Origin of the sequence: Novosphingobium mathurense, assembly GCF_900168325.1 — a bacterium.
In the GTDB taxonomy this organism is placed as follows: Bacteria; Pseudomonadota; Alphaproteobacteria; order Sphingomonadales; family Sphingomonadaceae; genus Novosphingobium; species Novosphingobium mathurense.
In genome coordinates, this window is record NZ_FVZE01000004.1 from 132,623 (window position 1) to 154,844 (window position 22,222).

General features: G+C 62.0%; 24 protein-coding genes. 16 read left to right on the forward strand and 8 right to left on the reverse strand.

Annotation, left to right across the window (positions count from 1 at the left end; genetic code table 11):
- Positions 1-113: 113 nt before the first annotated feature.
- From B5483_RS13830 to B5483_RS13845, 4 genes are all read left to right on the forward strand, one after another.
- Positions 114-1,202 carry an LLM class flavin-dependent oxidoreductase gene (locus tag B5483_RS13830; protein ID WP_054945331.1) on the forward strand — a complete coding sequence of 363 codons (1,089 nt, stop codon included), beginning with the start codon at positions 114-116 and terminating at the stop codon, positions 1,200-1,202.
- A gap of 18 nt (positions 1,203-1,220) precedes the next feature.
- Entirely contained in the window at positions 1,221-2,708 is a 1,488-nt protein-coding gene (locus B5483_RS13835) for a glycerol-3-phosphate dehydrogenase (RefSeq protein WP_079730808.1), read from the forward strand.
- Between the two features lie 72 nt (positions 2,709-2,780).
- Positions 2,781-4,259, forward strand: a complete 1,479-nt coding sequence (locus B5483_RS13840; RefSeq protein ID WP_079730809.1) for a glycerol kinase — start codon at positions 2,781-2,783, stop codon at positions 4,257-4,259.
- 99 nt (positions 4,260-4,358) lie between these two features.
- Positions 4,359-5,033 (forward strand): DUF2270 domain-containing protein, encoded by a 675-nt coding sequence (locus B5483_RS13845; RefSeq protein ID WP_054945334.1) that lies wholly within the window; start codon positions 4,359-4,361, stop codon positions 5,031-5,033.
- A 10-nt stretch (positions 5,034-5,043) separates the two neighbouring features.
- On the opposite strand, the gene B5483_RS13850 is transcribed toward B5483_RS13845, so the two are convergent.
- The 4 genes from B5483_RS13850 to B5483_RS22885 all read right to left on the reverse strand — a co-directional run bounded on the left by B5483_RS13850 (position 5,044) and on the right by B5483_RS22885 (position 6,562).
- Positions 5,044-5,721 carry a CDP-alcohol phosphatidyltransferase family protein gene (locus tag B5483_RS13850; protein ID WP_054945335.1) on the reverse strand — a complete coding sequence of 226 codons (678 nt, stop codon included), beginning with the start codon at positions 5,719-5,721 and terminating at the stop codon, positions 5,044-5,046.
- Positions 5,722-5,847: 126 nt separating this feature from the next.
- Positions 5,848-6,117, reverse strand: coding sequence for a hypothetical protein (locus B5483_RS13855; RefSeq protein ID WP_139384001.1), 270 nt, complete (start codon positions 6,115-6,117; stop codon positions 5,848-5,850).
- Positions 6,114-6,302, reverse strand: coding sequence for a hypothetical protein (locus B5483_RS13860; protein WP_054945337.1), 189 nt, complete (start codon positions 6,300-6,302; stop codon positions 6,114-6,116). Before B5483_RS13860 ends, B5483_RS13855 begins: the two co-directional genes overlap by 4 nt.
- Before the next feature lie 35 nt (positions 6,303-6,337).
- Positions 6,338-6,562, reverse strand: coding sequence for a hypothetical protein (locus B5483_RS22885; protein ID WP_139384002.1), 225 nt, complete (start codon positions 6,560-6,562; stop codon positions 6,338-6,340).
- A 35-nt stretch (positions 6,563-6,597) separates the two neighbouring features.
- Between B5483_RS22885 and infA the strand changes: the two genes are divergently transcribed.
- Entirely contained in the window at positions 6,598-6,864 is a 267-nt protein-coding gene (gene infA, locus B5483_RS13865) for a translation initiation factor IF-1 (protein WP_039858122.1), read from the forward strand.
- 47 nt (positions 6,865-6,911) lie between these two features.
- A complete protein-coding gene (locus B5483_RS23210; RefSeq protein ID WP_007014606.1) occupies positions 6,912-7,064 on the forward strand; it encodes a hypothetical protein in 153 nt (50 codons plus the stop codon).
- 95 nt (positions 7,065-7,159) lie between these two features.
- Here the strand turns inward: B5483_RS23210 and B5483_RS13875 are convergent, their stop codons facing one another.
- Positions 7,160-7,402: a hypothetical protein gene (locus B5483_RS13875; RefSeq protein ID WP_054945339.1), complete on the reverse strand. Its 243-nt coding sequence runs from the start codon at positions 7,400-7,402 to the stop codon at positions 7,160-7,162.
- 77 nt (positions 7,403-7,479) lie between these two features.
- Complete coding sequence (locus B5483_RS13880) at positions 7,480-7,686, reverse strand: cold-shock protein (RefSeq protein ID WP_007014604.1); 207 nt, start codon at positions 7,684-7,686, stop codon at positions 7,480-7,482.
- A gap of 384 nt (positions 7,687-8,070) precedes the next feature.
- On the opposite strand from B5483_RS13880, the gene B5483_RS13885 reads away from it, so the two are divergent.
- The 8 genes from B5483_RS13885 to B5483_RS13920 all read left to right on the forward strand — a co-directional run bounded on the left by B5483_RS13885 (position 8,071) and on the right by B5483_RS13920 (position 16,726).
- A complete protein-coding gene (locus tag B5483_RS13885; RefSeq protein WP_079730810.1) occupies positions 8,071-8,679 on the forward strand; it encodes a cation diffusion facilitator family transporter in 609 nt (202 codons plus the stop codon).
- A 97-nt stretch (positions 8,680-8,776) separates the two neighbouring features.
- Positions 8,777-10,615: a cation:proton antiporter gene (locus B5483_RS13890; RefSeq protein WP_079730984.1), complete on the forward strand. Its 1,839-nt coding sequence runs from the start codon at positions 8,777-8,779 to the stop codon at positions 10,613-10,615.
- A 95-nt stretch (positions 10,616-10,710) separates the two neighbouring features.
- Positions 10,711-11,271 carry an OmpA family protein gene (locus B5483_RS13895; RefSeq protein ID WP_245829212.1) on the forward strand — a complete coding sequence of 187 codons (561 nt, stop codon included), beginning with the start codon at positions 10,711-10,713 and terminating at the stop codon, positions 11,269-11,271.
- 286 nt (positions 11,272-11,557) lie between these two features.
- Entirely contained in the window at positions 11,558-12,100 is a 543-nt protein-coding gene (locus B5483_RS13900) for a Csu type fimbrial protein (RefSeq protein ID WP_245829215.1), read from the forward strand.
- A gap of 16 nt (positions 12,101-12,116) precedes the next feature.
- Positions 12,117-12,650 (forward strand): Csu type fimbrial protein, encoded by a 534-nt coding sequence (locus tag B5483_RS13905; protein WP_231634563.1) that lies wholly within the window; start codon positions 12,117-12,119, stop codon positions 12,648-12,650.
- A gap of 5 nt (positions 12,651-12,655) precedes the next feature.
- Positions 12,656-13,411 (forward strand): fimbrial biogenesis chaperone, encoded by a 756-nt coding sequence (locus B5483_RS13910; protein WP_079730987.1) that lies wholly within the window; start codon positions 12,656-12,658, stop codon positions 13,409-13,411.
- 91 nt (positions 13,412-13,502) lie between these two features.
- Positions 13,503-15,737 carry a fimbria/pilus outer membrane usher protein gene (locus tag B5483_RS13915; protein WP_245829217.1) on the forward strand — a complete coding sequence of 745 codons (2,235 nt, stop codon included), beginning with the start codon at positions 13,503-13,505 and terminating at the stop codon, positions 15,735-15,737.
- Entirely contained in the window at positions 15,728-16,726 is a 999-nt protein-coding gene (locus B5483_RS13920) for a Csu type fimbrial protein (RefSeq protein WP_079730812.1), read from the forward strand. Before B5483_RS13915 ends, B5483_RS13920 begins: the two co-directional genes overlap by 10 nt.
- Positions 16,727-16,736: 10 nt before the next feature.
- Here B5483_RS13920 and B5483_RS13925 read toward each other — a convergent pair whose 3' ends face one another.
- Together B5483_RS13925 and B5483_RS13930 are read right to left on the reverse strand one after the other, a co-directional pair.
- Entirely contained in the window at positions 16,737-18,443 is a 1,707-nt protein-coding gene (locus tag B5483_RS13925; RefSeq protein ID WP_079730813.1) for a M61 family metallopeptidase, read from the reverse strand.
- A gap of 85 nt (positions 18,444-18,528) precedes the next feature.
- Entirely contained in the window at positions 18,529-19,008 is a 480-nt protein-coding gene (locus tag B5483_RS13930; protein ID WP_054945343.1) for an Lrp/AsnC family transcriptional regulator, read from the reverse strand.
- Between the two features lie 145 nt (positions 19,009-19,153).
- Here B5483_RS13930 and B5483_RS13935 point away from each other — a divergent pair, with 145 nt between their 5' ends.
- Both B5483_RS13935 and B5483_RS13940 read left to right on the forward strand, forming a co-directional pair.
- Entirely contained in the window at positions 19,154-20,122 is a 969-nt protein-coding gene (locus B5483_RS13935) for an ornithine cyclodeaminase family protein (RefSeq protein ID WP_079730814.1), read from the forward strand.
- Positions 20,122-22,212, forward strand: a complete 2,091-nt coding sequence (locus tag B5483_RS13940) for an amidohydrolase family protein (protein ID WP_079730815.1) — start codon at positions 20,122-20,124, stop codon at positions 22,210-22,212. Before B5483_RS13935 ends, B5483_RS13940 begins: the two co-directional genes overlap by 1 nt.
- The last annotated feature ends 10 nt before the right edge of the window (positions 22,213-22,222 follow it).

Sequence of the window (22,222 nt, forward strand, 5' to 3'; positions counted from 1 at the left end):
CTGCCGCGGGTCTGAACGAGTGTAACGGCAAGTAGTGCTGAACAGGAAAACGTGCGCCCTGCCCGGGTGTCCCGGTGAACGCGCGCGTCCGATAGAAGTGAGAGGAGATCGAAATGTCAGACCGGAAATGTGAAATCGCGTGGTTCTCCGCTTTGTGCGACGACGATTACGAATTTCTCGGGGTTCCTGATCCCCATCTCCAGTCGAGCTGGGAGCATTGCCGCAATATCGTCATGCGCGCCGAGGAAGGCGGCTTCGACAATATCCTGCTTCCCTCTGGCTATCAGCTGGGTCTCGACACCACGGCCTTCGCCGCAGCGGTGGCAACGCAGGTGCGGCGCATGAAGCTGCTCTGGGCCACCCGCATCGGTGAGGACTGGCCACCCCAGCTTGCGCGCCGCATCGCGACGCTCGATCGCATCCTCGGCCCCAATGCTTCGGGCACCGGCGGTCGCCTCAACGTCAACATCATTTCCTCGGACATGCCTGGCGAGAAGCTGGAAAGCGCGCCGCGCTATGCCCGCGCGACCGAAGTGATGAAGATCGTGCGCACGCTCCTTAATGGCCAGCACCTCGACCACGAGGGCGAGTTCTACAAGCTCAAGCTGGATCCGCCGCGCATCGGTACCCTCTCGGGCAAGTGCCCGGCGTTCTACTTCGGCGGCCTGAGCGAGGACGCGCGTGAATGCGCCGCCGAAGGCTGCGACGTCTACCTGATGTGGCCGGATACGATGGACAAGGTGCGCGAAACCATCGCCGACATGAAGGCGCGTGCCGCGCGGTTTGGCCGCAGTCTCAAGTTCGGATATCGTGTGCACGTCATCGTCCGCGAAACCGAAGATGAGGCCCGCCACTATGCCGATCGCCTGCTGTCCAAGCTGGATGACGAAGCGGGCAAGGCCATTCGCGAGAAGTCGCTCGATGCCAAGAACTACGGTGTCCAGCGTCAGGCGGAACTGCGCAGCGCTGCAGGCGGAGACGGCTTCGTCGAAGACAACCTGTGGACCGGCATCGGCCGTGCCCGTTCGGGGTGCGGCGCAGCGATCGTCGGCACGCCCGATCAGGTCCTTGCCAAGCTTCGCGCCTATCAGGACGAAGGGATCGAGGCGTTCATCCTCTCCGGCTATCCCCATGCGCAGGAGGCGGACCTGTTCGCACGTCATGTCCTGCCGCATATCCAGCACGGCCCGCTCGAAGCCTGACAGAGGGAAGCCAACGAGGTGAGCGAAGAGCTCTTCGACATTGCCGTTATCGGCGGCGGAGTGAACGGCTGCGGTATCGCGCGCGATGCCGCCGGCCGCGGCGCACGGGTCCTGCTGCTGGAAGCGCGCGACCTGGCAAGCGGGACGTCATCGGCATCGACAAAGCTCATCCACGGCGGTCTGCGCTATCTTGAGCATTACGAGTTCGGCCTTGTCCGGGAATCGCTCAGCGAGCGCGAGCGACTCTGGGCGATAGCGCCGCACATCATCTGGCCGCTGCGCTTCATCCTGCCGCACGTGAAGGGACTGCGGCCCCGCTGGCTGCTGCGCCTCGGACTGTTCGTCTATGACCATCTCGGCGGACGCAAGCGTCTGCCGGCAACGCGCTCGGTCGATTTGTCGAGGCATCCGGGCGGCAAGCCGCTCAAGGACGAATTCAACCACGCTTACGTTTATTCCGATTGCTGGGTGGACGATGCCCGGCTGGTGGTCCTCAATGCGCGAGATGCGGCAGACCATGGCGCGGAGGTCCATACGCGCGCCCGGGTCGAGGTGCTGTGCCGTGAAGGGGAAGGCTGGCGCATCGAAGCAGACGGCAAGACTTTCCGGGCACGAGCGGTCGTCAATGCGGCCGGTCCCGCAGTTCTTGACCTCCTGGGCCAGGCCGGTGAACAGTCCGAACGGCGCATGCGGCTCGTGCGTGGGTCGCACATCGTCGTTCCGCGCAAGTTCGAGCACGAATTCGCTTATTTCTTCCAGCTTCCGGACGGGCGGATATTCTTCGCCATCCCCTACGAGCAGGACTTCACGCTGATCGGCACGACCGACCGTGACCATCACGGAAGTCTCGAGGACGTTCGGGCCAGCGAGGAGGAGATCGCCTACTTGTGCGAGGGGGCGAGCCACTACTTCCGCGAACCGGTGACACCCGGCGATGTCGTGTGGACCTATTCGGGCGTGCGGCCGCTCATCGACGACGGTTCGGGCAAGCCCGAAGCAGCGACACGCGGCTATACCCTGGAACTGACCGACAGGGCCGAGGGGGCGCCGCTGCTCTCGGTAATGGGCGGCAAGATCACGACCTACCGGCATCTGGCGCAGGAAGCCGTCGACCTGCTGGGCGGGCGAATGCCGCAATTGGCGGACAGGCACTGGACCGACAAGGCGCCGCTACCCGGCGGGAACTTCTCTGCCGATGAATTGCCCGGAATGTTCGAAGACTACGCGGCCCGCTATCCGTTTCTCGAGCCTGCCTGGCTGCATCGTCTCCTGCGCAATTACGGGACGCTGATCTCCGACATCTTCGGCAATGCGAGGGCGCTCGCCGACTGTGGCATGCACTTCGGACACGGGCTGACCGAATGCGAGATTCGATACCTAGTACAGTTCGAATGGTGTCGCAGCGCGGATGACCTGCTCTGGCGCCGCACCAAGCTGGGCCTGCGTTTGACCTCGGAGCAGACCGAGAAATTACAGCAATATCTTGCGGAACTGACGCCTGCTTGAGTTTGGCTTGCGCTCGCCCATGCAGGCATTGGGACACGGGCTGCGACGGATTGAATTTAAGGGAGAGACACGGTGCAGGAGCGCCCCATTCTGGTCCTCGATGAAGGAACGACCTCGACCAGAGCCATATTGTACTCTGCCGACGGCAAGATACTGGGCGTGTCCCAGTCTGAACTGACACAGCACTATCCCGCGCCCGGCTACGTCGAGCACGATGCGAACGAGATCTGGGAGAAGACACTCGCGTGCGCCCAGGAAATGGTCGCGCGGGCAGGTGGCGCGGACCGGATTGCTGCCATCGGCATCACCAACCAGCGTGAAACTGTCGTTGCCTGGGATCGCCAGAGCGGCAATCCGGTCACGCGAGCGATCGTTTGGCAGGACCGTCGCACCGCGGACCGCTGCCAGGAACTGCGCGAGGCTGGCCACGAGAAGATGATCGGCGCGCGGACCGGGCTCATGCTCGATCCGTATTTTTCCGCGACCAAGATGAGCTGGATCCTCGAACACGTGCCAGCGGCTCGCGAGCTCGGGGACAGGCTGGCGTTCGGGACCGTCGAGAGCTGGTTGGTGTGGAAGCTTACCCAGGGCCTGCATATCACCGATGCCAGCAATGCCAGCCGGACCATGCTCATGCCATTGGAAGGCGTGGGCTGGGATGACGAACTGCTGGCGCTTCATGGTATATCGCGCGCCAGCTTGCCCGAAATCGTCGACAATGCCGGAGAATTCGAGAGGACGAGCCCCGAGCTGTTCGGGGGATCGATTGCCATCTGCGGGCTCGCCGGAGACCAGCAGGCGGCGACGATCGGGCAGAACTGCCTCTCCCCCGGCGATGTGAAGGCCACGCTGGGAACAGGCGCCTTCGTCCTTGCCAATACCGGCACGACGCCAAGGCTCTCGAGCCACAGACTGGTGAGCACTGTGCTCGCCCAGATCGGCGGGCAGCGCAGCTTTGCACTGGAAGGGTCGGTCTTCGTTGCAGGCAGTCTGGTCAAGTGGCTGCGCGATGAGCTGTGCATGGTCGGAACTGCCTGCGAAACGGAAAGTCTCGCCCGCTCGATCGCGGACAGCGGGGGCGTGTGCATTCTGCCCGCCCTGTCGGGTCTTGGCGCCCCGCACTGGCGCGCCGAAGCGCGCGGGGTCATTGCGGGACTGACTCATGGTACGGGGCGGGCGCATATCGTGCGTGCTGCGCTGGAGGCCATGGCGCACCAGATGCATGACCTGAAAGTGGCTTTCGATGGTGATGGTGCCGCATGGCTGAACCTGCGTCTCGACGGGGGCATGAGCGCTAACGACTGGATCGCGCAGGATCTTGCCGACATCCTTGATCTTCAGGTGGAAAGGCCGCTCGATGTGGAAACGACCGCGTTGGGAGCGGCCATGTTGGCGAGCGTGGGCTGCGGTATCTACGGCGGGCTGGAAGAGGCCGCGAGGATGCGTCCCGAAGTGACGGTCTTCAGGCCGGCCATGAACTCCGAGATGCGTCGTACGCGCCTTGGCCTGTGGCACGACGTGCTTTCCTCCGAACTGGGCAAGGGCGTGTGATCGGTCGGGGCGCACTCCGGCGGTAGAATTGACATCGCCGCGGCAAGGGTCGAGTTTCTTCCCAGCGACAAAAGTCGCCGGAAATGCGGGAGAGAAGACATGACCCTGCAGGCCGAAGAAGCGCCTGACCTGGGTGCTGCAAAGATCGGCGCGATCGCGCACCTCTATCGCGGAGAGGTGTACCGGTCGGCAGTCTGGCGAACCCGGCTGGATACCACCACGAATTGGTCGGTGGTGACCTTGGGGATTGCACTTTCCATCACTTTCGCCTCGCCCGACGCTTCGCCTCTGCCGCTATTGTTGGCAGGCATCCTGATCCTGTTCTTCTTGCTGCTCGAAGCGCGCCGTTATCGTTACTTCAATGTCTGGCGGGCCCGTTGCCGCTGGATGGAGACGCACTTCTTCGCCAGTTTTCTCAACGGCGATGATGCGCGGCACGAGGGGGACTGGCAGCAGACGCTTGCCCGTGACTACCTGCGCCCGCGCTATCATATCCCGCTGCAGGTCGCGATCGGCAGGCGGATAAGGCGCAACTACTTCTGGATCCTGCTCATCCAGACGACGGCCTTTGTCAGCAAGATCGTCGTCCATCCGACTCCGATCGAGCATGTGTCCCAACTCGCGCAGCGGTCAGCCATCGGACCCGTTCCTGGTGAACTGGTGCTGGGGCTGGGCGCGCTCTACTGTCTCGCCTGGGGTTGCATTGCGGTCTGGAGCTGGCGCGACGACAAGCGGCGCGCGGCGCACCGCGAAGACCACGTCGGGATGGGGTGAGCCGGATCGTCTAGCGGGCTTCTACCGCAAGGCGACGGCCTGTTACCAGCGTCTGGATGATGAAAAGGATCATCAGGATCGTTCCGACGGCGCCAACAAAGACATCGAAGCCCGATGTGGTGCCGAACACGCCCTTGCCGCTGCCCAGCACCATCATCATGAGCGTGAGGCCGATCAGCATGAAGCGCAGTTCGGTCGGCCCGGCAGAGAGGTAGGACAGCTTGAACTCGCCAATCACCCGCGCTGCCAGATAGGCGTGGATCGAGAGCAGGAGATAACCCACCAGCGCCACGGTCGCGATGTCCATGGCGATGTAGGGACTGGCCCCAAGACCCCAGACGATCAGCACGGTGGTCAGCCCGTCACAGCTGTGATCGATGAAATAGCCGTATGCCGGTCTTTCGATCTTGCGGAAGCGGGCAAGGCTGCCGTCCATCGAATCCCCGAACCATTGCACCACGTAGCCGGCAATCGAAAGCCACAGCCACTGCCATGCCCAGTTGCTGGCGGCGTAGCCGGCGAAGGTCATGACTGCGCCGACAATGCCCAGCGCTGTTAGAATATCGGGCGTGATCCAACTCGGCATGCGCGCGCAAAGCCATTGCAGGATGCGCCGCTCCGAGCGCGCCAGCAGGTTTTGCTGGATGCGCACCATCGGGCCGGCATGGGTCTCGGGATTTGAACTCATTCAGGTAACTTTCTGGGAGGCTCGCGGCCTCATTCTACGTCGTTTGCGCTGCAGCCTAGCGGTTTCTCTCCACTGCGCAATGCAGGCGCTGGCATCTGGACAGGAAATTCGGGCTTCTCAACCGGCTCAGAAGGACTGGCTGGCGAGGCGGCGGACAAGCTTGCTGACCATCAGTTGGCCGTGGGCCGAGCCCATGGCGACCGAAAGCAGTGTGCCCGGGAACGCGGCATCGTGCGCACCCAGGAAATGTGAGGCAGGTCTTGCGCCTCCCAGAAGGTGGAAGGCCAGGCCATAGACTTCGCTGCGACGTTTCCATTGCACCGAAGATCTGGGCGGGTTGGTCCATTGCCTGCCGCAGCGCGATGGAGGGTCGCGGACAACGCGGTTGGAGGTCACAGCTGCGCCTGACCGTCGGGCCAGTAAGGATACTGCGTGGTCCCCATTTCTTGCCGCAGTTTGCTGATGCGCCTTTCGTAGTGAGAGACGAGGTCGAAACGCGATCCGCAATGCTGGGGCGCTTCGTCATCCACTTTGCGCATGAGTGCAATTTGGTGATGATACAGAAGCTGATTGAGGTCCAAGACTGCTCTCCTTCATGCGGGAGCGCGAAGGTCTCTCAGTCACCGATTTGCATAACGGGGCCGGCGATAAATCTACTGTAATCTAAAAGCGCTGCGATGGCTAGTGGAGCATAAAATTTCGTTGCCTTGAAATTTGAGAAAGAAAGCTCTATATGGCTTTCGCTACGTCGCTCCATGGCGAGATAATTTCCAGCTTCGGCTGCAATCTCGATTTCCTTTACAGCTTCCTGGCAATCATTTCCCGGATTGCATTCAAGCATCGGGGCTGGGCAACGCTTTTTCAGGATTTATTGAAGTGGCTAAAGAAGAATTACTGACAATGGAAGGTTCGGTCGAGGAAGTACTTCCCGATGGACGTTTCGCCGTACTTCTGGACAATGAGCATCGGATCATCGCCTACACGGCGGGCAAGATGCGCAAGTTCAGGATCCGCACGGTGGCCGGAGACCGCGTTCACGTTGAAATGACGCCTTACGATCTCAGCAAGGGACGTATCGTCTTCCGTGAGCGTTCTCCCGGACAACCGGGGCCGGGCAAGGGACGTGGCAATTTCAAGAGGTAACCAGATAACAATAAGGGATGCGGCTGCGGCCGCTGTCAGAGGAATTGATGATCAATACCATTTCGGACGCATTTGGGCGTCCCCACAAGAAGAACGGCAGCGAAAAGCTGCCCTTTTCCATCAAGCATACGCTTGAGAAGACGCGCAGCTCACTTTCCGTGCAGGAGCTGAAGCTCCTCGTCGCGGCCATGGTGGACTGACACGCGTTACAGGTCGGGCGCTGCCCGGCCTGGGATTTCCATGAAATTCAATTAGCTGCATCGCAGGAGAGGCAAAGCGCCTGTCTCCTGCGTTGTCAGTTTTCGGCGATCCGGGCTTCCTGCGAATCCTCTTCGGATTGCGCGGTTTCCCTGGCTTCAAGTTGGGCACGTTCCCTGGCGGACCGTGTGGCCTCAAGCTTGCGGATCCTGTCGGACATCGCCTGCCAGGCGGCAGCCGAGCGCAACTCGCGTTCGCGAACGTTGTCGAGGCTGGATTGGTCGGCGGCGATTGTCGCAGCGCGGACTCTTTCGTCGCAGAAGGTGCGGGTCAGGCTCATATGAGGGTCTCTCCGCCAGATTTTACAAAGTATGAGAATGGCAGGGCTGTCCGGGGACAGCCCTGCACTTCGCGCGATCAGGCCTCGCGAAGGTTCGTTGCCGAAGCCTTGCCGTTGCGGCCGACTTCAACTTCGTAGGAAATGCGCTGGTTCTTTTCGAGCGTGTGCATACCTGCTGCTTGAACCGCAGACACGTGGACGAAGCTGTCATCGCCGCCATTGTCGGGGGAAATGAAGCCGAAGCCCTTGTCAGTGTTGAAGAATTTTACGGTCCCGATGGGCATTGGTGTTTCCTTTCAAGAAACGATGTTCCCGGCGCACAACGCGTGCAACCGGATCACGTCAAATCGTCAGAGAAAGGGAAATCGTCTCAGATGGGAAAATTGCCAAGGCAGGTGCCGGCTCAAAAACCAGAATTGTCGAAACCCGTCGCAAATTCGACGTGCGGTTTTATAGCACGGAACGCTCAACAATACCATAAAATTCTCGCACGAAAATTATCGGATTAAATCTTCACAACGTTGGTTTGAAATCGCAACAATTTTGCATCGGTAATTTATATTTCACGATGATTTGGCTGATAATAATATTAAAATGAAGTATTATTTCCATGCCTTCCAGTGGCGTGGGGCTTTGCCTTGGCTCGACCGCCGCGCTAGACATGGGGCATGGCAGGATGCGGATGCGAACCTACTCCGGTTGAAACACGGGCCCAGCAACGCGTGCTGTGGCTGGCCCTTGCCCTGAATGCCGCGATGTTCGTGGCTGAAGTGACCACCGGTCTGCTGATAGGTTCGACAGCCGTTCTGGCCGACGGTCTCGACATGCTTTCCGACGCAACTGTCTATGCGATTGCGCTTGCGGCAATTGGACGTAGCCCGCGTTTCAAGATCAATACGGCGACGCTGAGCGGTGTCCTGCTGCTGTCTCTCGGCGTCGGCCTGCTCTGGGAAGTCGTGCGCCGCTTCCAGGTGGGCGAAGCGCCTGAAGGCCTGTGGATGATGGCCGTTTCCCTTCCCGCACTTGCCGTGAACGTGATCGTCCTGCGCCTCCTCGCCCATCAGCGCAATGGCGAGGTGCATCTGCGTGCCGCCTGGATCTTTACGAGGGCGGACGTCGTGGCCAACGTGGCCGTGATCCTTTCGGGGCTGGCCGTCGTGGTGACGGGCATACGCTACTTCGATCTCGTCGTTGGCGCGGGAATCGGTTTTTACGTCATTCGCGAAGCGCTAGAGATCCTGAAGGATGCGCGGGCGGAAAGAGCCTCCACCACCTGACCTGCGTGCGCCGAAGTCGAGACCTGCTCGATTTCGGATGAACGATCCCGCGGCCCGGGCATTTAACAATGCGGACAACGTGGAGTATGCCCTCCTTATGGAGCACCAGGCCCTTGTTTTTGCACTGATTGGCGTTCTCGGGATCGGGGCGCAGTGGATCGCGTGGCGCACGGGGTGGCCGGCAATTGCGCTGATGCTTTTCGCTGGTGTCATCGCAGGTCCGGTCACCGGCCTCATCTTGCCGGAGCAGACCTTCGGGGAACTGCTGGAGCCGATGATCTCCGTCGCGGTTGCGCTGATCCTGTTCGAGGGCGGTCTCAACCTCAATTTTCGGGAATTGCGCAAGACCGAGGGCGCGGTGACGCGTTTGGTCCTGATCGGCGTGCCGGTCGGCTGGGGTCTCGGCGCCATTGCCTGCTACTACCTTGCCGGACTGGTCTGGCCCGTGGCCATCCTTTTCGCAGGCATTCTCGTCGTGACGGGGCCCACGGTCGTCCTGCCGCTGCTGCGACAGAGCAATGTCGCACCGCGCCCGCGGGCCATCCTCAAGTGGGAAGCGATCGTCAACGATCCGATCGGGGCGCTCTGCGCAGTCATCACTTACGAGTACCTGCGGCGGGCAGAAGCCGGGGGGACGCTGATCGCCGTCGTCGTCTCGCTGTTGGCTGCCGCTGTTGTGGCCGGATTGATCGGCTATGCGGTGGCGCGTCTGATCGCCTGGTCCTTCCCGCGCGGCCAAGTGCCGGAATACCTCAAGGCTCCGGTGCTGCTGGTAGCCGTGATCAGCACTTTCGTGCTGTCGAACGCCATCCAGCAGGAGACCGGCCTGCTAGCGGTAACGGTCATGGGCGTTGCGATCGCGAATATGCGGCTCGACAGCCTGCGGGACATTCATCCTTTCAAGGAGAACGTCACGGTCCTGCTGATTTCCGGCGTTTTCGTGCTGCTTTCGGCATCGCTGGATCTGGAAGTGCTGCGCCAGTTCGAGTGGCGCTTCATCGCCTTCCTCATTGCCCTGCTTTTCATCGTGCGGCCGGTGACGGTGCTGCTCAGCCTGGCCTTCAGCCGGTTGCCCTGGAACGAGCGCCTGCTGCTGGCATGGATCGCTCCGCGCGGTGTCGTCGCCGTGGCCATCGCCGGCCTTTTCGCCCTGCGCCTTGGCAAACTGGGCTATGCCGATGGCAGCATTCTGGTGGCATTGTCTTTCGCCGTGGTCGTCGCGACCATCGTTGCCCACGGGTTCAGCGTCCGGCATGTCGCACGCTGGCTGAAGGTGACGGGCGTGCAGCGCAAGGGACTGCTGATCGTCGGCAGTACCCCGTGGAGCCTGGCTCTGGCCGAGCAGGTGCGCTCGCTCGAATTGCCGGTCACGATTTGCGACACGAGCTGGCAGCGCCTTTCTGCCACCCGGCAGGCAGGCATTCCCACCTATCACGGTGAGATACTTGCGGAGTCCACCGAGGAACGGCTCGATCTCACGCAGTTCCAGGTTCTGGTCGCGATCTCGCAGAACGAGGCCTACAACGCGCTGGTCTGCAACGAGTTCGCACCCGATTTCGGGCGGGATTCCGTCTATCAGCTGGGCGGGATGGGCGACGACGAGGATCACCGCAGCCTTCCTGAAGCCCTGCAGGGCCGCGCGATGTTCGCGTCAGGGCTCGGTGTAGAGGACATCATCGCGCGTGAGCAGGCGGGATGGACTTTCCGCAAGACCAAGATCAGCGATCGGTTCGATTTCTCGGACGCCCGCGCGGTGTTGCCAGAAGGAGGGGATATGCTGTTCCTATACCGCAAGGATGGGAAGATCCGCTTTTTCACCCATGCTTCACGTCCGGCGGCCGAGCCGGGTGACGTTATCGTGTCCTACGCCCCTTCGCGCCATCCGGAAGCATCGCCTTCCGGTCAGACAACACAGACAGAAGAGGCAAGCGCATGATGCTCCCGCGTGTCAGGGTCGGCAGACCGGCTCGGTTTTTTACTGCGGCTCTGGTCCTGCCGCTTTCGGCTTGTAGCGGTTCCGACCAGCCTGGCTTGCCCGAAGAGACAGGTTCTGCGGCCATCGAGGCGCCCGGCATTGCGGTGCAGGACAGCTCCCCTGTCGTGGACGTCGCGCCGAAGAAATCGATCCTTCGCCCCGACGTTGGCCCCTTGCCGGATACCGCGCCTTCGCTGCAGCCCGTGACGGTTACAGTACGCTTTCCCGATCAAGGGAAAGAGCCGGACGAAACGGGGCTTGCCGCCATCGACGAGCTTATCGACAATCCGACTTTCAAGGCAGGCGGCGCCGTCACGATCTGGGGACATACCGATTCCCGTGGCAGCGACGATGCCAACCTCGCAGCTTCGAAGAAGCGGGCGGAGGCCGTGCGCGATCATCTGGAGAGGAAGGGTGTGGATGGCGGACGCCTGACGGTCATCCCTCTTGGGGAAAGTCGACCGATTGCGCCCAATCGCAAGCTTGACGGATCGGATGATCCAAAGGGGCGTGCGCGCAACCGGAGGGTGGAGATCCGCGTCGAGCCTCCCGTCAAGGATGTCGAGGAAGGCACCGGCGATCCTGCGACCATGGGCCCCAAACTGTCGCCCGAATAGCTTGTCCGGCTTGGCGCCATGATCCAGTCATTGCTTCATCGTGCTTGATTGCGGGATCTGCATCTGCGTGCTTCCCGACGTACCTGGTTGAGAGCACTAGTTAACGTTGAGACCAACCGCAATTCCACAGAGTTCGATTCTTGACTGTTTTTTCCTTCTAAATTTCCATAAATAAGTAATGTAATCAGTTATATCGATCCTATTACAGAATTGTAATCCGCGAATTTACCAAAGTTTATTTACCTAAAGAAGACACTCGTAGGACAAGAACTCGAGGTGTCTGCTTATGATACGTAGGTTCAAGTCCAGATATGGCGCGGTCCCCGTGCTGCTGCTCGCCGCTCTGTCCCCCTTTCAGCTGGCTTATGCCCAAACGGTTACCGGAACGATCGACGCCACGATAACCCTTGTGGCGGCTTGTGCAGTCAATGGCGATACGGCGACAAGCAATGTCGATTTCGGATCGCTCGATTTCGGGTCGGTCAGTACCTTTTTTACATCAACCGACGCCCAGGTCGACGGCAATGGATCCGGAAACATTTCGGTGCAATGCTCTCCCGGCTCCGATGCCACGATAACCATCGACAGCGGCGCGAACGACGCTGCGGTAGCCGGCGGCGGCAGGGCCCTGGCCAATGGCTCGGTTTACATACCTTACGACATCTATTCCGATGCCGGGTTCAGTACCGTCCTCAACAATGGATCGACGCTGTCCGTCTCCGGCGACGGTACCGCACAGACGGTGCCGATCTATGGCCGCGCGGTGGGTGTCACCGGGCTCTCGCCGGGCACCTACACCGATACGATTTCGGTGACGCTGACCTTCTGAAGCGGGAGAGCGGAGCATGGGATATCGATGGCACCGCGCATCACGAATGGGGGCCGGACTGGCGGCCGTTCTATCCACTCCGGCCATGGCGGACACCACCACCACTTTCCAGGTTTCGGCCACGGTCGTCTCGGGCTGCGAGATCAACGGCGCCCTTGCATCGAACGGCGAAGTGCTCGGGCGATACGGCCAGCTCGATTTCGGAACCCATTCGTCGCTCTCCACCGATACCGCATCTGCAGCCATTGCCGCTGATGCCGGGCTGACGTTGAGCTGCACGCCCGGTATTGCGCTGTCGATGGCGTTGGGGGCAGGCCAGCATGGGTCTGCCACGCGCAACATGCAGGCAGCCGGGAGCAGCGATCTGCTACCCTACCGGCTTTACCGGGATCCTGCCTTCTCGAACGAGATGCAGATCGATCAGGCTTATGCGATCACATTCGCCGATCCGGAAGCAATCGCTTTGCCCATCTACGGAAGGGTGGTGTTGAGCGGCGACAAACCGCCGGACACCTACTCCGACACTGTCGTCCTGACGCTGAGCTGGTGATGGCCATGGGAGAGGCAAAATCACCGGAAGGCATTGCGGCATTCCTCGTCGCGTTAGCCCTTGCGGTTCTGCCGCTGCGGGCCCCGGCCGCGACCGTCATGATCTGGCCGATCGATCCGGTCATTGGTGAGGGACGCGGTGGTACCGAACTCTGGCTGGAAAATCGTGGGGCGGCCGATGTCGTCCTGCAGATCCGTGTCATGCGCTGGACGCAGGAAGCGGGAAGCGACGTCCATTCCGATCAGGATGAAGTCCTGGCCAGCCCGCCGATGGTCAAGGTCGGTCCGGGCGTGCGCCAGCTCGTCCGCCTAGTGGCTGGTGAGCCGCTGCCACGGGACAGGGAGAGAGCTTACCGGATCATCGTCGATGAAATCCCTGCCGTCGCCGACCGGCCCGAGGAAATGCAGACCGCAACCGCGCTGCGCTTTCGCATGCGCTATTCTATCCCGCTTTTCGTGGCCCCGGAAAAGGGCAAGGACAAGCGGGAACCCGCCATGCCGCAGGTGAGCTGTCGTCTGATCGATCAGGGGCGGACGGTGCAGCTGGCCAACTCCGGGTCGATGCACGCCAGACTGGCTGACGCCGTACTCGATGCGGGTCAGGAAACCGTGCCGATCGCGCCGGGGCTTCTTGGCTATGTACTGGCAGGCAGCACCATGGAGTGGGCCGTTCCGGGCAAGCCGGCTACGACCGGTGCATTGCGTGCCAAGGTCAACGGCGATGCGAAGCAGGTGGCGCTTGGTGCCTGCAAGCCGATTTAGATGGCGGGCGCCGAAGTTCCTGCTGGCGCTGGTCGCGGGTTTCTCCGCGTTCACTCCGACGTCGGCCCATGCCGATGATGCGCCCGCGCAGATGACACGCGGTGCAGATATTTCGCCGGCCCTGCAGCTGCGGCTCGAACTGGTGGTGAATGGCCGGACAGCGAACCGCCTGATCCCCGTCACCCTGCAGGATGGACATCTTTCTGTGGCCGCGCGGGATTTGCGCGAGGCGGGCATTGACCGCGATTGGTCGATCGATTCCACGGTCGATCTTTCGGCTCAGGCGGGAATGACTGCCAAGTATACCGAAGCGGACCAGAAGCTCCTGCTGACGGTGCCGCCGCAGTGGCTTGAGGGCAGCCGTCTGGCCATTGCCGCCAAGCGCAGTCGTATCCTTCCGAAGAGCGATTTCGGCGTCCTGATCAATTACGACCTCTACGTCGCGCATTCGGAGCAGGACACCCATGGCTCGCTGTGGAGCGAACAGCGCCTGTTCGGGGGGCTGGGCATTCTCAGCAATACCGGGAGTATTTGGTTCGATACGTCCGGTGGGGCGAAGCGCTACCTGCGATACGAGACGCGCTGGACATACGTCGATGACGGGGCGATCCGGACATATGAAGCGGGGGATCTGGTTACCCGCACGCTACCTTGGACGAACCCGGTCAGGATGGCGGGCGCGCAGGTTTCGCGCGATTTCAGCGTCAGGCCAGACGTCGTCACATACCCGCTACCCGGTTTCGCCGGTACGGCGGCGGTACCGAGCGCGCTGGAGCTTTTCGTCAACGGCTACCGCGCGGCAGCGACGACGGTGGAGCCGGGGCCATTTGTGGTCGACGAACTGCCGTACGTGAACGGCGCAGGTGAAGCGACCGTCGTCACTACCGATGCGCAAGGCAGGCAGGTGCAGACGTCCGCATCCTTCTATGTCGCGACCACCTTGTTGCGGCCGGGACTGGCCGATTATGCGTTCTCTCTGGGCAGGCTGCGCCGGGACTTCGGAACGAGCCGTACAGGCTACGGCGAATGGGCCGCTTCAGCATCCGGGCGGTTCGGCCTTACCCGGTTCATGACTATCGAGGCATCGCTAGAGGCTGCCGGCGATCACCGTCTGCTTGGCTTCGGCGGCGTACTGAAACTTGGCAATCTGGGCGTTGTCGATGCCTCGGCCAGTGCCAGTCGCCAGTACGGGCGTGACGGCAGCCAAGTGGCACTGGGCTACCAGTACACCGGGCGCGGCTTTAACCTGATGGCCAGAGCCGTGCGGCGGAGCCCGGATTATGCCGACCTCTCGAGTGTTGCAGCCAGGGACTATCGTTTGCCTTCCCGCCAGTGGCAGGCGCAGGCGAACGTCATACTGGGCAGGGAACTGGGCAACCTTGCTGCGAGCTATGTCGAAACGCGTCAGGGGGATCAGCGCTTCCGGCTCGCGAACCTGTCCTATTACAAGTCACTATGGGGCCGCAGCAGCCTGCATCTGTCTGCAGTGCGTGACATCGAGCGTGGGACGACCAGCGCCATGGCGCAATGGGTGGTTCCGCTTGGGCGACAAGGAAGCGCAGTCGCCGGGATCGAGAGGACGCCGCGCGGCAATGCGCGCGCCGTGCTTGACTACGGCAGGGCGGTGCCGAGCGAAGGGGGGCTGGGGTGGTCGGCCGGCGCCTCCCATGCGAGCGGCGAGCGCGATCGCTATCGCGGGGACCTCACGTGGCGCAACAGTGCCCTGCAAGTGCAGGCTGGGGCATTCGGTACGGGGACGCAGACTACCGGTTGGGGCGAGCTTTCCGGTTCTCTGGTGATGATGGATGGCGGCATCTTCGCGGCCAATCGCATCAATGACGCCTTTGCACTCGTTTCCACCGACGGGGTGGCGGGCGTGCCCGTTCATTACGAAAACCAGAAGGTCGGCACGACCGACGCCAAGGGGCACCTGCTCATTGCGCGCGTTCCGTCATACTATGCCGCCAGCTTTGCCATCGATGCGCGCGACCTGCCAGCCGATGTGCAGGTGCCGTTCACGCGACAGCGTTCCGCCGTGAAGAACGGCAGCGGCCGTCTCCTGCATTTCCCGGTTTCAAGGAGCAGGGCTGCCCATGTTCTGCTGGTCGGGGAGGACGGCGCACCGCTTCCGGCAGGATCGAAGGTCACCTCGGCAAGCGGAGAGGAGACCTGGGTCGGTTTCGATGGCCGGGCCTACCTTGAGAATCTGCAAGACGACAATCGGCTCACTGTCATGAAGGCGGACGGCACACGCTGTCAGGTGGCGTTCGAATACCTTTCCAAGGACCCCGGGGTGGACCGTGTGGGACCATTGCCATGTCGATAGACGCCTTGCGCCCTTCAAGGCGGATCGGCCTTGCGCTGTTTGCCTTCCTGTTCTGGTTTGTCGTTCCGAACCCGGCGCGCGCTGCCTGCTCGGCAGCGTCGGGTTCGGTCAACCTCGGTAGCGCGAGTTCCTTTACTGTCGCGGCCAGCGCACAGACGGCAGGCGGAGCGACCGGGTTCTCGTGCACCGGAAGCCTCCTTTCGATCGCCTCTACCAATACGATCACGGCGACGATCGCCAGCGCAACCAACAGTCAGGGCACGCAGCCGCGGCTTCACGATGCCGCGACCGGGGATTACATTCGCTACGATATCTGCAAGGACTCCTCTTGCAGTGCGACTTATGCGGTGGGCGGCTCGATTACATGGAGCAGTACGACGTTCCTCGGCATCCTCGGCCTGTTCAACGCGACCGGCGGTACCCTGCCGATCCATATTCGCACGCAGACCGGAACCCAGGTGGCCGCAGGGACCTATACCGGCACGATCTCCATCGACTGGACGTGGCACCTGTGTTCGGCCGGTGCAGCCACGCTATGCATTTACGACGATGGAGCGACTTCGAGCACGGTCATCGTGAGCATGACGGTCAGTGCAGACTGCACCCTGTCCGCGCCCACTGCCGATTTCGGAAGCGCGGCCTTTGTCGGCAGTTTCGATCCGGTCGCCCAGACCATCACCATCCGCTGCAGCAAGGATGCGTCCTATACCGTGGGCATCGATGACGGGCAGAACTACTCTGGCAGCCGGCGCCTTGGAAATGCCGGTAACTACATCGCCTACGAGATCTACTACCCGCAAGGTTCAACCGGCCGCTGGGGACACCTGGGCACGGAACGTCGCAGCAGTGCGGAGGCGACGACCAATGCCGGGACTTATACCGGAACCACGGATCAGACCTATACCTACCGAGCGGAAATCCTGAGCGGCCAGTCGACGCCGCCTCCCGGTACCTACACGGACACCTTGACCATCGATGTGCAGTTCTAGCCTGTTCGGGTCAGTCTGAAGGACAGGCCGGTTTCGCTTGCCATTGATAGGCTTCGACCGTTTCCCCGCGCGGCATGTAGCTCACTTCGGATTGCCTGCCGTCCCGCTCGATCTGCAGGGTCAAAGTCGCATTCTGATCCGCCTGCATGGCGTCCTGCGGAAAGCGATTGCGTATCCTGTCGCCGTTGCGCAGCCCGGCTGCCTCTGCCGCCGATCCCGGCTTCAGGCCGCCGACAATGCGATCCGGAGTCGTCAGGATCAGCGGATCGAACCCGAGATCGAAACGGCGCAAGGGTTTCGTCACACGTTCGAAGCACGGGCCGAAAGCGTCAGAGGGCGGCAGCACGCCAGCTCCGCCCAGCATCGCATCGAACTGCGACAGGCCCTGCGTCCCCAGTTCCTGGCCCATCAGCTCTTTCCAAAGCGCCATGTCCATGGGGTGACCGGCGCGGCGCTCGGCCAGCATCTTGCGGACGATGTCGTCCAAGGAGCGTTTGCCCTGCGAAGCGGCCCTTATCTGGGCATCCACCGTTGCGAAATAGAGGGAACCGCGATCATAGGGCAGCACACGTATCCGGGTGTCCTTCCAGAAGCCGGCGGGTATCTCGTCGTTGGGCGTGTCGATCAGGGCATTGGTGTAGTAGCGCGCCGCCGTGGCGTTGAGATCGTCAAGGAAGGCCTGCCTGCCGATCAGTCCGGCCCGGTAAGGCAACATGCGCTGGTAATGGACGGCCAGCCCTTCACCGAACCAGGAGAGCGCAAGTCCGCCGGGAGCATCCATCGAGTTGCTAAGGGAGTTGATCCATGAATGGACCATCTCGTGTGCGAGCAGGCTTTCCAGATCCTCCAGCGTCGTCTTGTCACTGAAGGTGAAGGCAAAGCTGTCGGTCAGTCCGATACCGCTGCCGGGGTTCAGTCGGTTGGTACGCGCAAAGACCCCGAAGCTGGCCGGCCGCTGATCGAAGAAGTCCCCGTAGAATTGCTGCAGGCGGGCAGCCCAGCCCATCAGCTCGGTACCGTCGAAGCCGAATTGTCCCTGCCAGGTGCCGAAGAATGCGCCGCGGGAGAACGTGCCGACCTTTCCCGCCATGTAATAGCTCGATGCGATCTCCTCGACGCTCCATGGCTTGCTGGAGCGACTGTCTCCCGGGCCGAGGCTGGACACACCTTTGGCTCCGGCGCCGGCGCGCGAAAGGTCCCAGTGCACGGACACGTTTCGCGCAATCTCGTCTGCCGGCAGGGCCAGGAAGGCATTACCGCCTCCTGACAGACCGCCATCGCTGGCGCGCAGCTCGTATTGCGGTCGCGCCTGTTCCGGCTGCTGGGGATCGATGAGGACGCGATAGGCAATTGTCACAGGACCTGAGATCGCGCGCTGCGCCAGCCACGTGCGCTGCGTGTTGTCTGCGTCCAGCTTGCTGTCATGCGCTACGACAGGGACAAGGCCGCGCGCGTCGCTGAAGGCAAGCGCTGCGATCGCGTTGGCCGAGGTCTCTACCGTGTTCGCGGTGACTGCCATGCTTGCCAGCGCCGCGTCCTGCGGCGGATCCTCGAACCGGATGGCAACGTCGAGCCGGGTCAAGGCACCGTTCTCGTCCGCGATTGGCGCAAGCCAGATCGAGAGATCCGGTGCCTCCGCTGCACGGACCGTGCAAACGGGCGTTGCGGTCAGCAGACCGGCGGTGAGTGCGACGAGGCTGTAGCTAAGCGATTTCATCGAGGCAGGCTATCAGGCCGGGTGGCCAACGGTCTGTGCAAACTGCTCCCCGATTCTCTCGACCTGTGCATGAATTATGCGCAGATCACGCGGGTAGCGAGGGCAGGGGCAGACGGTGTGTGCACTTGAGCTCCGACAGCGTCGCGGTTGAGCGTACGTCCTCGACGCCTGGCAGGCGCAGCAGGGTGCGGAATGTAAAATTCTGGTACCAGCCGATGTTGGGTGCGAGCACCTTGAGCATGACGTCGAGTTCGCCGAACAGGGTGTAGGCTTCGAGAATTTCCGGGATTGCCTCTATGGCATGGACGAAGCGGTCGCGATCTTCGTCCGAAAGCCGGGACATCTTGAGCTGGGCGAAGATGAACATGCTTTCGCCGAACTTTTCGCGATCGAGAATCGCGACGGTGTGCCGGACGTATCCTTCATCCTTCAGGCGTTGCATGCGCCGCCAGCAGGGTGACTGCGATAGCCCGACGCGGTCGGCGATTTCGCTCGAAGATTCCGACGCATCGATCTGCAGGCGATCGAGGATTTTGATGTCGAGCCGGTCCAATTCGCCAGGCAAGATTATGCTCCCTGAAGGTCTTTGTTGACTTGAACATGCCATGGATCGGGCGGGAAGCGCAACAAAGCGTGAAATATTCCCGTGAGAGGCGCTATCACCGATGCTCGGAGACGAAACTACCAGGACCAGAGAGGCGGCCCGGACTATGAAACGCAGCGAACTGGCGGTCTTTGATGCCGAAGACGTGCGCGACCTGCTCGATTACCCTTCGTGCATCGGCGTCGTTCGTGAAGCCATGAAGGCCCTTTCGCGTGGGGAGACGCGGCAACTGCTGCGAACGATGATCCATATGGGCGAAGGGCGAACTTTCGCGCAGATGCCCGGTGCCCTGTCGGATGACGGTATGTTCGGGGCCAAGATGATCAGCGTGTTCGCCGAGCCGGACAATCCTGGCGTGCGCCGCCATCGCGGCCTCGTGACCATGTTCGAGCCGGTCGAGGGCAAGCCAGTCTGTGTCGCCGATGCTGAAGAGATCACCCATATTCGCACTGCGGCGGCCACGGCGGTGGCGACCCAGGCGCTGGCCCGCAGCGATTCCAGGGTGCTCCTGTTAATGGGAACCGGTGGGCAGGTTCATTCCCATCTTCAGGCCATGCCGCTGGTTCGTGATTTCGAGCGAATCCTGATTTGGGGACGTGACGAGCGAAAGGTGGGCGCCGTGATCGAAGACTGGTCCTCGCGCTTGCCTGTGGAACCGGCGGGCGAGGCCGAGGCCGCCGTGGGCGAGGCGGACGTGATCTGCACGTTGACTGGAGCGCGCTCGCCCATTTTGTTGGGTGAGTGGCTGCAGCCCGGCACTCACGTCAACATCGTGGGGTCCAGTGGCCCGGGCCCCGTCGAAGTCGACAGCGCGCTTGTCGCGGTTTCCCGCTTCATCGCCGATAGCCGGGCATCGGCGCTGGATGCAGCAGCGGAATTTCTCGTCGCCAGGGCTGCCGGTCTGGTCGGGGATGACCACATTGTCGCGGAAATCGGCGAAGTCCTCCTTGGCCTGGTCCCGGGCCGACGCAACGATCGGGAGATCACGGCCTACAAGTCGCTTGGCCATGCCGTGCAGGATCTCGCAGCCGCTGCCCACATCTATACGTCTCACACAAAACGGAACTCGATCTGATGAAATTCAACCGTCCCGCCGCACTGCGCCTGCTTGCCTGTTCCGTTATTGCCCTGAGCGCGGGTGCCCTCCATGCAGAGGAGCAGCGCTTTGCCGTCATCGATAACGGCGAAAACGTGGGGCACGTTTATGTCGACATCGATGGCAAGACCATTTCCATCGACCACGACGTCAAAAGCAATGGGCGCGGGCCCACCATGCACGAGACGATCGTGCTGGACGACAAGGGATTGCCGCAAGGCTGGACGCTCCTGGGCACCTCGACATTCGGCAACGAAGTAGACGAGCGTTTTGCGGCGAAGGGCAAGCGCCTGACCTGGACGGATACGACCGGCAAGGGCGCCATGCAGGTCAAGGAGCCGACGCTCTATGTCGCGCAGGAAGGCAGCCCTTTCTCGTTGGGTATCTATGCCCGCGCACTGCTGGCCGATGCGGACCATACTTTGCAGGCGGCCCCGGGGGGCGCGCTGTCGCTTGAGGAAGAAGCGCCTGTCACCCTGGGGGGCACCCAATACCGGTCCTACCTGGTCAAGGGTATCGGCCTGACGCCGGACGCGATCCTCCTCGACCATCAGGATCAGTTGGTCGCTGCCTATTCGCCAACTCACGTTACCGTGCGGGAAGACCTTGCGTCGTCCGCGCAGGAGCTCGGCACGATCGCGGCCACGCGGTCGGCCGAGCGATTTGCGGCGATCCAGAAGAAGGTGGCCCACAATTACGGGATGCCGATCCGGATCCGCAACGTGAGGGTTTTCGATCCGGCGAGCGGCACACTGGGTGAGCCGGTCTCGGTCGTGGTGTTCAAGGACCGCATCGCCTCGATCGAACCGTTGGACAGCCCGCCGTCGCCCGAAGAAGCGCTGGTGGAGGGCGAAGGCCGTACCGTCATTCCCGGCCTGCATGACATGCACGCCCACGTCTCCCTGCAGTCGGCGCTGCTCTATGTCGCCTCGGGTGTCACTTCTGTCCGCGACATGGGCAACGACAACGCCTTCCTTCTCGACCTGACGGACCGGATCGACCAGGGCGAAGTGGCCGGACCGCACATCATTCGCAATGGCTTTCTGGAAGGCCGCAGTCCCTATTCCTCGCGCAACGGCTTTATCGCCGACAGCGAGGTCGAGGCACTGGACGCCGTGCGCTGGTACGGGGCCCGCGGCTACTGGCAGATCAAGATCTACAACAGCTTCCATCCCGAATGGGTGCCGGCAGTCGTGAAGGAGGCCAAGAAGCTCGGCCTTGGCGTCACCGGGCATATTCCCGCATTCACCAACGCCGATGCGATGATTGCGGCTGGCTACGACGAGGTGACCCACATCAACCAACTGATGCTCGGCTGGGTGCTCAAGCCCGAAGAGGATACGCGCACGCCCCTGCGGCTGACGGCCATGCGCCGGACTGCGGGTCTCGACCTCCATTCGCCGCGGGTGGCCCGGACGCTGGACACGATGCAGGCCAAGCACATCGCGCTCGATCCGACCGCCGTGACGCTGGAATTGCTGATGCTGGCACGTAACGGCAAGATCAATCCGTCTGTCGCCGGCTATTTCGATCATCTTCCGGTCGGCATGCAGCGCGTTCGTCGGCAGGGCATCGCGCCGATCAGTTCGCCGCAGGATGCAGCCGAATACGACGGCGCATTCGAGACGATCAAGGCACTCTTGTTCGACCTTCACAAGCGCGGTGTCACCCTGCTCCCGGGAACCGATTCCGACATGGGGCTTTCGGTACACCGCGAGTTGCAGATCTATGCCGAGGCCGGCATTCCGGCTGCAGATGTCCTGCGCATCGGGACGCTGGATGCGGATAGATACCTACACCGCGATCAGGCGTTCGGTTCTGTCGAGAAAGGCAAGTACGCCGATTTCGTCCTGCTGGACGGCAATCCGCTGACCGACATGAGCGCGCTGCATCGCATGGCGATGGTGGTGAAGGGCGGGACCATCTATTACCCCTCGGAGATCTGGAGCGAAGTGGGCGTTACGCCTTTTGCGGCGGCGCCGAAGATCGTCGTGCCCCAGATCGCGCCGAAGCCGGTGGCTCTGATCCACGGGCAGGGCGCAGAAGCGCATGAGGACTTCGCATTCTGAAAAGATGAGA

Coding starts and splice junctions, on each gene's coding strand:
- B5483_RS13830 (WP_054945331.1), top strand. CDS start 114: ATGTCAGACCGGAAATGTGAAATCGCGTGGTTCTCCGCTTTGTGCGAC.
- B5483_RS13845 (WP_054945334.1), top strand. CDS start 4,359: ATGACCCTGCAGGCCGAAGAAGCGCCTGACCTGGGTGCTGCAAAGATC.
- B5483_RS13850 (WP_054945335.1), bottom strand. CDS start 5,721: ATGAGTTCAAATCCCGAGACCCATGCCGGCCCGATGGTGCGCATCCAG.
- B5483_RS22885 (WP_139384002.1), bottom strand. CDS start 6,562: ATGCTTGAATGCAATCCGGGAAATGATTGCCAGGAAGCTGTAAAGGAA.
- B5483_RS23210 (WP_007014606.1), top strand. CDS start 6,912: ATGATCAATACCATTTCGGACGCATTTGGGCGTCCCCACAAGAAGAAC.
- B5483_RS13875 (WP_054945339.1), bottom strand. CDS start 7,402: ATGAGCCTGACCCGCACCTTCTGCGACGAAAGAGTCCGCGCTGCGACA.
- B5483_RS13880 (WP_007014604.1), bottom strand. CDS start 7,686: ATGCCCATCGGGACCGTAAAATTCTTCAACACTGACAAGGGCTTCGGC.
- B5483_RS13885 (WP_079730810.1), top strand. CDS start 8,071: ATGGCAGGATGCGGATGCGAACCTACTCCGGTTGAAACACGGGCCCAG.
- B5483_RS13890 (WP_079730984.1), top strand. CDS start 8,777: ATGGAGCACCAGGCCCTTGTTTTTGCACTGATTGGCGTTCTCGGGATC.
- B5483_RS13900 (WP_245829215.1), top strand. CDS start 11,558: ATGATACGTAGGTTCAAGTCCAGATATGGCGCGGTCCCCGTGCTGCTG.
- B5483_RS13905 (WP_231634563.1), top strand. CDS start 12,117: ATGGGATATCGATGGCACCGCGCATCACGAATGGGGGCCGGACTGGCG.
- B5483_RS13910 (WP_079730987.1), top strand. CDS start 12,656: ATGGGAGAGGCAAAATCACCGGAAGGCATTGCGGCATTCCTCGTCGCG.
- B5483_RS13915 (WP_245829217.1), top strand. CDS start 13,503: ATGACACGCGGTGCAGATATTTCGCCGGCCCTGCAGCTGCGGCTCGAA.
- B5483_RS13920 (WP_079730812.1), top strand. CDS start 15,728: ATGTCGATAGACGCCTTGCGCCCTTCAAGGCGGATCGGCCTTGCGCTG.
- B5483_RS13925 (WP_079730813.1), bottom strand. CDS start 18,443: ATGAAATCGCTTAGCTACAGCCTCGTCGCACTCACCGCCGGTCTGCTG.
- B5483_RS13935 (WP_079730814.1), top strand. CDS start 19,154: ATGAAACGCAGCGAACTGGCGGTCTTTGATGCCGAAGACGTGCGCGAC.
- B5483_RS13940 (WP_079730815.1), top strand. CDS start 20,122: ATGAAATTCAACCGTCCCGCCGCACTGCGCCTGCTTGCCTGTTCCGTT.